Origin of the sequence: Shewanella dokdonensis, assembly GCF_018394335.1 — a bacterium.
In the GTDB taxonomy this organism is placed as follows: domain Bacteria; phylum Pseudomonadota; class Gammaproteobacteria; order Enterobacterales; family Shewanellaceae; genus Shewanella; species Shewanella dokdonensis.
In genome coordinates this window covers 352,516-366,003 of sequence record NZ_CP074572.1, presented here as the reverse complement: position 1 = coordinate 366,003, position 13,488 = coordinate 352,516, and the positions used below count along the sequence as shown (strand labels likewise).

General features: G+C 46.7%; 11 protein-coding genes and 2 pseudogenes. 9 read left to right on the top strand and 4 right to left on the bottom strand.

The window, feature by feature from the left end:
• The first annotated feature begins 4 nt into the window (after positions 1-4).
• From bioB to bioD, 4 genes and pseudogenes are all read left to right on the top strand, one after another.
• A complete protein-coding gene (bioB, locus tag KHX94_RS01740) occupies positions 5-1,069 on the top strand; it encodes a biotin synthase BioB (RefSeq protein ID WP_213682149.1) in 1,065 nt (354 codons plus the stop codon).
• A 3-nt stretch (positions 1,070-1,072) separates the two neighbouring features.
• Positions 1,073-2,215, top strand: coding sequence for an aminotransferase class I/II-fold pyridoxal phosphate-dependent enzyme (locus KHX94_RS01735; protein ID WP_213682148.1), 1,143 nt, complete (start codon positions 1,073-1,075; stop codon positions 2,213-2,215).
• On the top strand, positions 2,205-2,933 hold the full coding sequence (locus KHX94_RS01730) for a methyltransferase domain-containing protein (protein WP_213682147.1): 729 nt from the start codon (positions 2,205-2,207) through the stop codon (positions 2,931-2,933). The genes KHX94_RS01735 and KHX94_RS01730 overlap by 11 nt, the downstream gene beginning before the upstream one ends.
• Positions 2,920-3,647, top strand: a pseudogene (bioD, locus tag KHX94_RS01725) (dethiobiotin synthase). Before KHX94_RS01730 ends, bioD begins: the two are co-directional and overlap by 14 nt.
• Before the next feature lie 91 nt (positions 3,648-3,738).
• Here the strand turns inward: bioD and pepE are convergent.
• Positions 3,739-4,458, bottom strand: coding sequence for a dipeptidase PepE (gene pepE / locus KHX94_RS01720; RefSeq protein WP_213682146.1), 720 nt, complete (start codon positions 4,456-4,458; stop codon positions 3,739-3,741).
• 277 nt (positions 4,459-4,735) lie between these two features.
• Between pepE and htpX the strand changes: the two genes are divergently transcribed.
• The 4 genes from htpX (at position 4,736) to KHX94_RS01700 (ending at position 7,752) form a co-directional block, all read left to right on the top strand.
• On the top strand, positions 4,736-5,602 hold the full coding sequence (gene htpX, locus KHX94_RS01715) for a protease HtpX (RefSeq protein ID WP_213682145.1): 867 nt from the start codon (positions 4,736-4,738) through the stop codon (positions 5,600-5,602).
• A gap of 317 nt (positions 5,603-5,919) precedes the next feature.
• Entirely contained in the window at positions 5,920-6,279 is a 360-nt protein-coding gene (gene cctA, locus KHX94_RS01710; protein WP_213682144.1) for a tetraheme c-type cytochrome CctA, read from the top strand.
• 349 nt (positions 6,280-6,628) lie between these two features.
• A complete protein-coding gene (locus KHX94_RS01705) occupies positions 6,629-7,171 on the top strand; it encodes a flavin reductase family protein (protein ID WP_213682143.1) in 543 nt (180 codons plus the stop codon).
• Positions 7,172-7,443: 272 nt separating this feature from the next.
• Entirely contained in the window at positions 7,444-7,752 is a 309-nt protein-coding gene (locus KHX94_RS01700; RefSeq protein ID WP_213682142.1) for a hypothetical protein, read from the top strand.
• A gap of 447 nt (positions 7,753-8,199) precedes the next feature.
• On the opposite strand, the gene KHX94_RS01695 is transcribed toward KHX94_RS01700, so the two are convergent.
• Entirely contained in the window at positions 8,200-9,069 is an 870-nt protein-coding gene (locus tag KHX94_RS01695; RefSeq protein WP_213682141.1) for a LysR family transcriptional regulator, read from the bottom strand.
• 100 nt (positions 9,070-9,169) lie between these two features.
• On the opposite strand from KHX94_RS01695, the gene KHX94_RS01690 reads away from it, so the two are divergent.
• On the top strand, positions 9,170-10,099 hold the full coding sequence (locus tag KHX94_RS01690) for an alcohol dehydrogenase catalytic domain-containing protein (RefSeq protein WP_213682140.1): 930 nt from the start codon (positions 9,170-9,172) through the stop codon (positions 10,097-10,099).
• A 390-nt stretch (positions 10,100-10,489) separates the two neighbouring features.
• On the opposite strand, the gene KHX94_RS01685 is transcribed toward KHX94_RS01690, so the two are convergent.
• Both KHX94_RS01685 and KHX94_RS01680 read right to left on the bottom strand, forming a co-directional pair.
• Positions 10,490-11,233 (bottom strand): class I SAM-dependent DNA methyltransferase, encoded by a 744-nt coding sequence (locus tag KHX94_RS01685; protein ID WP_213682139.1) that lies wholly within the window; start codon positions 11,231-11,233, stop codon positions 10,490-10,492.
• Between the two features lie 214 nt (positions 11,234-11,447).
• A pseudogene (locus KHX94_RS01680) lies at positions 11,448-13,204 on the bottom strand (M61 family metallopeptidase).
• Between the last annotated feature and the right edge of the window lie 284 nt (positions 13,205-13,488).

Genomic DNA, 13,488 nt, shown 5'->3' with positions numbered 1-13,488 from the left:
GTTAATGTCGCAGCAGCAATTACGCCATGATTGGCAACGTGAAGAAATTGAGGCGTTATTTGCCTTGCCAATGAATGACTTACTTTTTCAGGCTCACTCACTACATCGGCAACACTTTAATCCGAACGAGATCCAGGTGAGTCGGTTGCTGTCGATCAAAACCGGTGCGTGTCCAGAAGATTGTAAGTACTGTCCACAAAGTGCCCGTTACGATACCGGATTAGCGCAGGAGCGTCTGCTGGAGCTAGAAAAGGTGTTAACCGAGGCGCGTAGTGCTAAAGCCGCGGGTGCCACGCGTTTTTGCATGGGCGCTGCATGGCGTAACCCTAAGCAACGTGACATGCCTTATCTGACTCAAATTGTAAAAGAAGTGAAAGCGCTGGGACTGGAAACCTGCATGACGCTAGGCATGCTCAATCAACAGCAGGCGCAAGAACTGGCGGAGGCCGGGCTGGATTACTATAACCATAACCTCGATACCTCTCCTGAGTTTTACGGCGACATTATCTCCACTCGGACTTATCAGGACCGCTTGGATACGCTGGAATATGTTCGTGCCGCTGGGATGAAAGTATGCTCCGGCGGTATTGTCGGTATGGGCGAAACCGTGACTGACCGTGCGGGCCTGTTGCAGCAACTGGCGAACATGCCAAAACACCCTGATTCTGTACCTATCAATATGCTGGTAAAAGTGGCCGGCACTCCGTTGGCTGAACAGCCGGAGCTGGATCCTCTGGAATTTGTCAGAACCATCGCCGTTGCTCGCTTGCTGATGCCGTTGTCACGCGTGCGACTGTCGGCTGGCCGTGAAAAAATGACTGACGAACTGCAAGCAATGTGTTTCTTTGCCGGGGCCAACTCTATTTTTTACGGTTGCAAATTGCTGACAACCACGAATCCCGAGGAGAACGATGACATGTCCTTGTTCCGCCGTCTTGGGGTAAAACCTGAACAAGGGCAGGTGGCATTGCTGGAAGACGAAGGGGCCGAGCTTTCTGCTGCGGCCAAACATGCGCAGGCGTTAGCCGATAAAGCCTCGGCCCATTTCTATGATGCAGGAGCCTTGTAACCCTTGGCCAATGCAGGCGAATTATTGCAACGTATTGCGTCCCAGCAGCACCAATTGCAGGCGCGAGGATTATGGCGGCAGCGGCAACTGACAGAGCCCGTTGTCGGCAGCGTCAGACGGGTGCAACGTAATGGTCAGCAGTTTATCGACTTTGCTGGGAATGATTATCTTGGCCTAGCGACTCATCCGCAGGTGATTACTGCGCAGCAGCAGGCGTTGCAACGTTATGGTTGTGGCAGTACCGCCTCGCCGTTGGTGAGTGGTTACAGTAACGCTCACGCCCAGTTAGAACAGCAGCTTTGTGAACTGTCTGGGCATGAAGCTGCCTTACTACTGCCCAGTGGTTTTGCCGGCAATAGTGCGTTGTTGAAGACGTTATTCACGGCAAGCGATACCGTTATTGCAGACAAACTGATCCATGCCTCGATGATCGATGCTTTGAGAGATCGTCAGGTGAAACTACAACGCTTTGCTCACAACGATCTGGCACATGCGGAGCAGTTATTGATCAAGACTCCTAGGAGTGCTTTGGTCACCGAATCAGTGTTCAGCATGGATGGCGATAGTGCGCCGCTGACTGAGCTGGCGGCGCTATGCCAGCGGTGTAACAGCCCGCTGATTGTGGATGATGCACACGGATTTTTATTGAGTGATTCACTCCAAGTAAAACCCTTCGCCCGGTTAGTGACCTTTGGCAAAGCCTTAGGTGGCCAGGGCGCCGCCATTCTTGGCTCACAGCAACTCATTGATTATCTAGTAGCTAATGCTCGCGAGTATATCTATTCCACCGCGTTAGCTCCGGCAGCTTGTGCGGGGGTTAGTCAGGCATTGCAACTGGCAGCCGACGGATATTTGCAACAGCAGTTGTCGCAGAATATCGCTTATTTCCGTCAAGCCTGTGCTGCACAAGGCATTGCCTTGATGCCATCCAATAGCGCGATCCAACCGTTAGTGCTGGGTGATAGCGAACGAGTCATGCAGGTTGCTGCCCGCTTGGCACGACGAGGCTTTCTGGTGGGGGCTATCCGGCCTCCTACCGTGCCAGCGGGGAAGGGACGCTTGCGGCTGACATTGAGCGCTGCTCATCAGCCACAACAGTTATTGGCATTGGCAACTGCATTGGCGGAATGTTGTGATGATGCTTGAATTGCCTCAGATTGCTGCGCGGTTTTCACGGGCAGCGCCTTTATATCAGCAACACAATACCTTACAGCGGCGCAGTGCTAGCTTGTTGCTGGATAGAATGACACAGCAAGGCGGTGATTGGTTGGATCTGGGCTGTGGCCCTGGTACTTCTTTGACCGAGTTTCAACCACAGACAGTGGTAGCCGTAGACATTGCCACCGCCATGTTGCAACAGTTGCGCGGTCACTTCCCGGACTATCAAGCAATTTGTGCAGATGCGCAAAATTTGCCGTTCAAAAACAGAAAGTTTGATGCGATATTCTCGAATGTGGCGCTACAGTGGTGTGCCGATCTTGGTGCGGTAGTGCGCGAACTCAAACGCGTCTCTCGGCCGGGCGCGGAAATCTGTGTGTCCATGGTGGCAGACAGTTTGCCGCAACTGCAACGGCTGGGATTATCCAACCGATGCTTTGCCAGTTACGCCGATATTCGTGCGCAGTTTACTCAGGTTCCTTGGCAGTCTCTGCAGATAGAGCAACAAACTATTCGCTGTTATTTTAACGATTTGCGAGCGTTGCTGTATTCCTTGAAAGGGGTTGGTGCTTCAATGGTTGCCAGCGGTGGTGGATTGCGTGGCCGTAGGTATTGGCATTTGTTGCAACAACGGGCGGAATCGTTGCGAACCCAAGCCGGTTTGCCGCTGGATTACACAATAGTGCTGATCACTGCTCGCAGCTGAATTTGGGCAGCTTTTTCAGGAAAACAATGATGATTTTTTTGTCACCGGTACTGATACTGACAGTGGTAAAACCCATGTGGCGGCAGCGCTGTTACACAAGGCCAGAACGAGTTATGGACTGAAAACCGTTGGCGTTAAACCCATCGCATCAGGTTGCACAAGAACTGCGCAGGGACTGCGTAATGCGGATGCTCTGATGTTGATGGAACAATCTAGCCTGAAACTGGATTATGAGAAAATAAATCCGTTTACCTTTGAACCTGCCATTGCCCCCATGTGGCCGCCGCCGATGTTGCTGTAGAACTTAGCCCAGAGAATGTGCTGGCCCGATTAGATTTGACACAGTATGCAATGGCGGATTTTTGTCTGGTAGAAGGTGCCGGAGGTTGGCGTCTACCCTTAGGCAATAATCGCTATTTATCAGAGGCAATAGTCGCGTTGGCAATGCCAGTGATTATTGTGGTGGGGATGAAGCTTGGTTGCCTGAATCATGCTGTGATGACCGAAGAACTGATCCGTGTCGATGGCTTACAGGTTGCTGGATGGGTAGCTAATCGTGCGCAGCCCGAAATGGCACGTTTTGAGGAAAACCTGGCAAGCTTAAAACAGATGATGCAATCGCCATTTTTGGGGATGATCCCTCATCTTCCAGCGGTGACCGTGGCTGACATGGCCGAGTATCTCGACTTAACACCACTATTGCAGTCGCGCTAGCCCACTAGCCGTTGTTGGGTATATTGCCTTTTAAAGCAACTGATCCGGGCACTTTAAAAGGCAACTTATTCGCTAAAACTATCTATCTGTTCTATGACATTGCCTGCAACATATGCGACAAATCGCTACCTGGGGCTACCGGGATTTCTTGTTCCACACCGCTAAACAGGTAAGCTTCCTTATCCCCAAGCAATGTCAGCGTATTGGCTTCCAGCCGCAGCGCTGTGCCTTCTTGGATCCCCAGTACGGGTGTGAGTGGATCTACACAAGTAAACTCCAGAATTCTTTGTGCCCGAGATTCGCCGTTATGTCCCGGTAACGTCAGCTTGCTATAGTGCGGATTGATTTGGAATGGCAGCAAACCCAATGCGGTAAACGAGGGCGGTTCAATGATTGGCATATCATTGGTGGTACGAATACTCTGACCCGCAATATTTGAACCTGCGCTCCAGCCAATGTAGGGTTTGCCTGCTGCGGTTTGCTCACGAATAAGATGCAATAAATCATAGCGATATAACTCATGCAGCAGATGAAAGGTATTGCCGCCGCCAACCAGAATGCCATCGGCATCACGAATGGCTTGCTTTGGATCGCCATGCTGATGAATGGAGGAAATATCCAGTTTAAGGGGCGCTAGTCCATCCACAACCGCGGCTAAATAGCTATCGTACGTCATACTGACACCCGCATATGGAATAAAAATCCACTTACGGGCAGTTGCTGTGAGCGGCTCAATTAATGGCAGCGCATGGGCCAAGTAGGAAGTGTTGCCAGCACGGGAACTGCTTAATAGTAAAGCATTAATAGCCATGAGTTCGTCCTTACCGGTTAATTGGTCTGTCCATAGTAGCAAAAAGCCTCAGCAGGCAACAATGCTGCGAATATCATCACTTCAGTGAGCACTCATATTCTATTAAGTTTGGTTTAATCAGTGCTTTCTAGACTGCTGCCATTCTGCCGCGATGCTGGACAGACATCGGCAAAAATAAACGTAAATTAATCTGCGCATCCCTTGAAAAGTGTTTTTGTGGACATATTATGTCTGTATCGCAATTAAGAAGTAGCGGATTTCATGCACAGGAGCTGATATGAAGCGTGTAATTCTGTTGATAGCAACGAACTTGGCCATTCTTGCAGTGGCTTCCATCGTAATGTCTTTGTTGGGCGTTAACAGCAGTTCAATGGAAGGGTTGTTGGTATTTGCTGCAATATTTGGTTTTGGTGGTGCCTTTATCAGTTTGGCAATTTCCAAGTGGGTGGCTAAACGTTCCATGGGGTGTGAAGTGATCACACAACCGCGGGATAATACCGAGCGCTGGTTGCTGGAAACGGTGGCGCGGCAGGCTCAGCAACTTGGACTGAAAATGCCAGAAGTGGCAATTTATCAATCCCCCGAAATGAACGCATTTGCCACTGGCCCGAGTAAAGATAATTCATTAGTTGCCGTGAGTACCGGGTTGCTATACGGCATGAATGCTGATGAAGTTGAAGCTGTGTTGGGTCATGAAATGAACCATGTGGCTAACGGTGACATGGTGACCCTGACATTGATCCAAGGGGTGGTGAATACCTTTGTTATTTTTGCTGCACGTGTAGTGGCTGGTATTGTCAGCAATGTTGTGGCTAATAATGATGAAGAAGGGGAAGGTCTTGGTACTTTTGCCTACATGGGCGTAGTGTTTGTGATGGAAATGCTGTTCGGGATCCTAGCGTCTTTGATTGTGGCGTATTTTTCTCGGGTTCGTGAATTCCGCGCGGATGCAGGTTCTGCCCGATTGGTGGGTAGCAGCAAGATGATTGCCGCATTGCAGCGCCTTAGTCAGGGGCCGGCGGTAGGCGATATGCCAGCAACCATGTCTGCCTTTGGCATTAACGGCAAACGCTCTATGGCTGAACTGTTCATGAGCCATCCGCCTCTGGAAAAACGTATCGAAGCCTTACGTAAAATGGCTTAATCCCTAGGTTTAGCGGTGAAATGGCTGTTTTTTTCAACAGTCATTTCACTTATTTCAGTATTCTGCCATTAATGTATTAGTAACTGTTTTATCAAGTAAAAATTTTGTAAAAGTCCATTTCAGTTCACAGTTAACTTGATTTAGCGCACATTTTGTTTATTCCGATGTTGTTAAAGTACCCCAGACTTAAATTTAGTTTGCTTAGTACCTAAAGCTTGGCTAAGTTAATTTGAAGTCGTGCTATTTACTGGCGGCTGGATGGGGGTCAACCCTGACATAAGAATTCCCAGTAGCTGTCAAAACCGGAGGATATAATTGTGAGCAATAAACTGTTAAGTGCATTGTTTGGTGCGGGTCTGGCTGCTCTGGCGATGTCATCTGCTTCTTTCGCGGCAGATCAGAAAATCTCTGATTTCCACGTAGATATGGGTGGTGGTTGTGAAACTTGTCATAAAGATGGTTCACCATCTGCTGATGGCGAGTATGAGTTCCAGCAATGCCAAAGCTGCCACGGCGGCCTGGCTGATATGGATGCAGTTCATAAGCCACACGATGGCAAACTGAAATGCGCCGACTGCCATGCAGTGCACGATATGAATGTGGGTCAGCACCCAACTTGTGACAGCTGTCACGATGATGGTCGTACCCCAGAAAAATCCTGGGTAAAAAATAAGTAATATTGATTACTTTCTCAGGCAAAAATGCCGGCATTTTATGTCGGCATTTTTTATGCGGTTTACCAATTGTCCCGTTTGGGCGGATAACTCATTTGTTCATTGGCGTTTTAGGACAGCGTAATCGGTTGTCTTACTGCTAACTCATCAAAATAATTTTTACTACAGTACCGTGCCGCCGTGCACCCGGGAAATTAAACGCTCGTTCAGCATTAGGTTCGATACCTAAATAATCAATCAGCAGCATATTTAAAATCTGTGCGCAGATACCGAGAATAGTGCAGTTTCAGCTCGTATGGTAACAAGAGTCAATTCAGTTTGAGCGCCAGAGTGGAACCTTGGGAGGTGGCATATGCGTCAGTTGCAACTGAGTAAGGCCTTTACCTTGATAGAACCAGGGCCTGTGGTACTCGTTACCACTCATGATGGACAGCACGATAATATCATGACTATCTCTTGGACTATGGTGCTGGATTTTGCCCCACGACTGGCCATCACCACGGGTGCTTGGAATTACTCATTTGCTGCATTGCAGGAGAATAAGACGTGTGTCATTGCCATCCCGACCGTCGACATGATAGACACTGTGGTGGGGATTGGTATGTGTTCAGGTGCTGACACTGACAAATTTGCGAAATTCAAGTTGACGCCTGTCCCCGCTCGTATTGTCGATGCTCCCTTGATTAAAGAATGCCGCGCCAACATTGAATGTAAAGTTGTAGAACTTGTTGAGGCACATAATATTGTGGTACTTGAGGCTGTTGCCGCATACGTTGAGCCTGCCCACAAAGAACACCGTATGATCCATGCCGTTGGTGATGGAACGTTCATTGTTGATGGTGAGCTGATTGACCGGCGGAGGATGATGGCGGCCAAGATCCCATACGGGGTTTAGATGATGAATACCAATGTCTATATCCGGGTTTAAATAAGATTTAGAGTCGCTAAACAAAAGAGTGTACTTTTCCATGTCCATAGCTATTGAGGCTCTTTATTCTGGAGATTTTTATTGACCTCATTTTAGTTTTACGAGACAGTTAGTAATAATTTTCTAATCTCTCTATTTTCTTAGCAAGCACTAACTCTGGAGTCAATATTTTTAAATTAATATTTTGGTTATTATTTCTTTGGACATTAACAACACTTATTATCCGTGTTTACTTATTCATGAAAGAACGATACGGATATGCATCTTGGTTTTTTGAGTGGCTGTTAGCCTGTTTAGCTTGTCTTGGAGTATATGTTGTTGCATTTAAACAACCGATATTTAATCAAATGTTTTGGTGGGCAGTATTGTTTTTTGTGATTTTATCAAGTTTTATGAGAATGAGAAGCTATCGTTTCCAAAATCAGTTAAAGCAATTAACTCTTCGGCAAGCTTTATTTGTTAAGGCTATAATGGTTATCTATACATTACCAATTATTATTATGCTGCTTATTAATGTAACAAATAGTACTGGTGTTTGGGATATGTAGTATTTTTATAACACTCAGTGTGAAAATTTTGAGTGTGGAGCCAAGATATTGGCATTTTTTTAGCAATGAGCTAAAACCAATAAATCCAGTTTATGAATTAGATTCTCTTATTTCAGTCGAGATTTTTAATGGCGGTGACATTTTAGCTCGGTTGGCTAATAAAAATAAGATAACCGTCGAATCCATTTCCTCAGAATAAGAATATCAGGGTACTTTCTATCCGTAGATATGATTTCCCCGCTGATAACTGTATCTTACCTTCAAAGGGAAAAGGCATTATATAGTATTTGTATTGTTTAGATACCTAAATCGCGACACAATGATATGTCAGATTGTGGGCCTAGTCGACTAATGCAAACAATGTTATTTAGTAACCTGATTGATTAGGGACAAATCTTGTGTGTTCCTCAAAGATAAAGCTAAATAATGTAAAGTCAGTGTTAGTTATTAAGATATAAAACGTGTGTCAGAACTGAGTTTTTCTGATACATAGTCAATAAATGCTCTTAGGCGGCTTAACTGTCTCAAGTCCTTGTGATAACCAATCCAAACATTACGTTGCGGGAGTGTTTCATCAAGCTCGACACGATGAAGTCCATGAAATGAATCACCTAATGCTGTAGGTAAAACGGCAATGGCATCACTCGTAAGACAATACTGAGCTTGAGCCTGTCGACTATTACTCATAAACACAACGTTTGCATGAGATAATTTCTTTCGAAGCCAGATATTATCTGGCATTTCGCTAAATTGACCATCCATAGTAATGATATTTAATGTTTGTTCTTTTTTAGTTAAGTCAATTTTCATCTCTTTATTTGCATAAAGGGCATAATTCATAGCCAGCACTTTTCTTTGTACAATATCTGGATCTTTAAATGGAATGATACGGAATACAATATCCGCTTCTCTTTTTTGTAAGTTTAATTGTCTAAAATCTGTATTTAATTCTACGGTAATATTGGGATTGATTTTTGAAAATTCTGCAATGTATTCAGATAAGACATGAATACCAAACCAATCTGATGACGATACTTTTAGATGACCACTTAACATCTGCTCTCGTCCAATCAAGTTGCGTTCCATCGCATGGATATTATTTTCTATCTGTTCAGTATGATGTAAAACTTGTTCGCCTTCGTCGGTCAGCATAAAGCCAGATGCTGTTCGTTGAAACAGTTTATGCCCAAGCGCGGCTTCCAATGCTTGGATACGTCTTCCGACTGTTGGTTGGCTTGAGTTTAACATCCGTGCCGCACCTAGTAGGGTTCTTGTGCGGCTGATCGCGAGAAAGATACGGAGATCGCTCCATTCCATCGGATTATTCATATTTGAAATTTGACTATTCAATTTAATTTATTTGGTTTCACTTAATTATGGGGATAATTAAATAATATTCAATATAGGAGCCATGATTATGAGTAATCAGATGAAAGCCGCGGTGGCGGTAGCCGCTAATACACCGTTAAGCATCCGCCAATTAGCAATTCCAGAACCTAGTGATAATGAGGTAAGGATTAAAGTGGTTGCAAGTGGTGTTAACCCCGTTGATATTAAGATTGCGACAGGCATGGCTGCCCATGCTCGGCAACCTTTTCCCTCAGTACTTGGCATAGATAGCGCGGGGATTATTGATAAATTAGGTGCAAACGTTGAGCAGTTTGCAATTGGCGATCATGTTTATGGAATGGTGGGTGGCATTGGTGGCTATCAAGGTTCTTTGGCGGAATATCAGGTCGTTGATGCAGACCTATTAGCAAAGGTTCCTGATGAGATCTCTTTGAAAGAAGCGGCGTCTATTCCTCTGGTATTTATTACGGCTTGGGAAGGGCTGGTTGATCGAGCCAACGTTTCCAAAAACATGACCGTGTTAATCCATGGTGGTGCTGGTGGTGTTGGGCAGATGGCAATCCAGATTGCGAAAGCTCATGGCGCTACTGTCTTTGCCACTGGGACGGCAAAACATGCTGCTTTTATCCGAAATCTAGGCGCAATTCCTATCGACTATACCAAGGAGAGTGTTGAACATTACGTCAGGGAATACACCAATGGCGAAGGCTTCGATATTATTTATGATACTGTGGGCGGTGAAGTATTAGACAATTCTTTTCGTGCGGTGAAAACCTATAGTGGACATGTTGTTAGTTGTCTTGGGTGGGGAACTCATAGCATTGCGCCTCTCTCATTTCGGGGGCGACATATTCAGGCGTGTTTACCATGCTACCTATTCAGAGCGGTAACGCGCGAAAACACCACGGTTTTATTATGTCTCAGGCGACAGAAATGCTTCGGAACGGTACTTTGCGTGTCCAGCAAGAGGCGACTGTCTACACGCTTGATGATGTGAATGACGTGTACCAGCGTGTCATCGCAGGGAAAACGACAGGAAAGCTCGCCATTGAAATTGCCCCAGAGTGAGCCGCCCATTGCGATAATGCCTATGCCGATTCTGACAGGCATCATCTAGTTTTGTCGGGATATCTGCCGGGTTGTGATTGTGGTTGTATAAGGTGCATCCGTGGTGGCGATAGGGCTTAATTTTCACCACCACGGGAAAACGGTATAAATCGGTAGCGATTCTGTTTGTAGCCCGGTATGAATTTTTAATTTGGATGCAGTAGCGGGAAATTGCGCGATTGCAGGATTGTTGGTATTACTTTCTAACCCCACTTTTATTAAAAATTAAATGTTATGGGAAAGGCCAGACGCTCTTTTGCCCAATAGAGATGTGTCGATATTAAACCTTCACACAGGTCACAATAACATTGCCAGATTGCTGATCCCACGGGATGAGTTTGTCGTAGTCGTGTTCAAACATGTGCACTTCAAAGTAAGGCTGTAATAGTGCAAGCAAGTCAGCAAAACTGAACGCGACCATGGGATGTTCGTCATGCCATATCTGGGTTTCTGTGGCGTTGGATTTTTCAATGCTGAGTTTGAGTGACTGCATGTCGCCTTCACCACTATAGAACCAACTGGAACGGAAAGAGAACAAGTCATCTGCTTGCCTGGCGCTATGTTTAACAAATAACGCATTGTTTATTTTGTCTTTTGCGACTGCATTAAAACAAAAAATACCGCCTTGTTTTAAGGCGTGATATACCCGGCTGATACATTGTTGCAGTGTACTGATGCCAGCGTTGTAGTGGATGGAATAGAGAAAACAGGTAATCAAATCCAGTGGTTCATCCACTGCAAAACTGCTCATATCTTGGCGAATAAATTGCGCTTCTGGACAACGTGTAGCGGCGATATCAAGCATTGGCTGGTTAATATCTAGCCCTCGGCTCTGATATCCAAAATCGATGAAATGACGCAAATGTGGGCCGGTACCGCAGGCTAAATCGAGATGGCGATTGCCACCATTGCCAAAAATCTGGTGGAGTCTGCGAATGCAGTGGCTTTGGGCTTGGTAGTCGATGTCGACACACATTAAATCGTAATAGCCTGAAAGATCGGTGTAGAGTGCATTGGCAGACATAATGGCCTATTCATTTCAGCGTCACTGTGCTTGGGTGGCGCATAGTAAAGCAATCTGTCGGTTTTGCGAAGAGATAAGCGATGCCAGCGGTTAGATAGTGGCAATGGCTGACGCAATTAACTGAGTTGATGGGGGGATTTTTCTATGGTAGTGGCTGCGATAAAAAAGAGTGGTATGTACCACTCTTTTAAATATTCAAGGAGCGCCCGTTACGCTAGCCTAGCCAAGCTTTGGCCTGTTGTTCATCAAGCAAGCGTAACGACACGGTATCTTTTGCCGCGGCGGCGATGGGCAGTTCTCCATGCATCAGTACATCGTCGCGGAACCAGTGCAGGGTGATGGTGTCTCCGACCTGATAGCGTTGCAGCGCCTGTTCAAATTGCGCGCCCACTTGCAGCTCATCCGCCGCAATCAGTAAATCTTTGGCACTGAGTCCGGCTTGGTGCGCCGGGGAGCCGTTGCTGACGCTGGTGAGACGAATACCTAAGCCTTCCACCTTATATTTTGCCCCGAAACCGATGCGGAGTCCGTCAGTATCACCGCCGCCTTGATCGCTATTGCCACTGCTAGCACGTAGTTGCAGCTCAACGCCAAATTTGGCTAGCAGCTCAGTTAATGGCAGATCTGCCGTTTTGTTTAGCCAGGCAAATTCAGCTGTGGCATCACGACCTAATAATTCGCTGTAAAGCTGTTGGTGACTGTCATCAGCGGTGCCAAGGGCTTTTTGAGCAAAACGTTGCCACAGCAGGCGCATCAGGTCGTCCAGCGATTTCTTGCCGTGAGTTTCTAATCTCAGGGTTAAATCGAGGAACAACGCAAATAGTGCGCCTTTGGTGTAGTAACTGACAATCGCATTGCCAGCGTTTTCATCCTGTTTGTAGAATTTGGTCCAAGCATTAAAACTGGAATCGCTCAGGCTCTGTAGTAAGCGGCCACTACCGCGATAAACCCGGGTAAAGGTCTGGCTTAGTAGTTCCAAGTAGCCTTGTTTGTCAATGCGACCACTGCGATAGGTCATTAAGTCATCGTAATAAGAGGTGATGCCTTCATAAGCCCATAACTGGCGGGTGTAACTTTCTGCTAGCAACTGATACGGCATAAAAGCGGCGGGTTTAATACGTTTGACGTTCCAGCTATGGAAATATTCATGGCTACAGAGTGTCAGATAATTGCGATAGTCCTTATCCACTGGCGCATCCAGTGACGCGGGTAATTCATGGCGAGAGCAATGCAACGCCGTGGAGGCGCGGTGTTCCAGCCCGCCAAAACCGTCTTTCAGCACTTGCGTCATAAACAGATAACGCTCGAATGGGGCCGGCGTGCCAAACAGCTGGATCTGGCTTTCACAGATGGCAGTTAAATCGGCCAGCAATCGTGGCATACAGCAGTGATGGCGCCCGCTAAGGATCACGTCGTGGCGTACCCCGCAGGCCTCAAATGTGCCTATGGTAAAGCTGCCCATCTCCACCGGATGATCGATAAGCTCGTCGTAATCAGCCGCACGAAAACGCCCGAACTGCCAGTCGTCACCACTGATGCGTGGCAGCATGGTGGCCAGTTGCCAGTCAGCAATCCCTTTAGGGGTAGAATTTCGACTTCATGCGCTTGCTGCTCGCGGCCAGATACCGCCAGAAAGACACTACTGCCGTTGAAGAAACCGTGGGTTTGATCCAGATGTGCGGTACGCACTGACAAATCCCAGGCATAAACCCGATAACGCAGATGCAAAACTTCGGCGTTGGATGCTACCTGCCAGCGCTGTTTATCCAGTTGCTGCAATACCAGTGGCCGATTGATTTCATCGAAGGCGCAAATATCGATAAGATTTTTAGCAAAATCGCGCACCATGTAACTGCCGGGCAACCAGGCGGGCAGCCACAGTTGCTGTATTGGCGCAGGTTTATCGATACGTACGGTAACTTCAAACAGATGGGCCACCGCGTCGATGGCAGTAATCTGATAACGGATCATGGGAAGAGAATTTTTGTAAACGTAAGATGGGTTTATGCTGCCAAAAATGGCTGTTCCCAGCAATCAAAGTTGCATGTTTCGGTGAATTTATACTGTCCTATTATGCTGCCAGTAACGCTGCCAATGGCCGGAACATATTGTTGCTGTTGCTACGGGTTTACAGCCTTGATAAGGCTATTCGTGACGCTAAGCTGGTTTAGACGCTCCATCTGCGATGGCTTCGGTTATAATGGCTAAACAGCCAAAAACTGTGATATTAAGGCTTTGAAAACAACACACCGGAG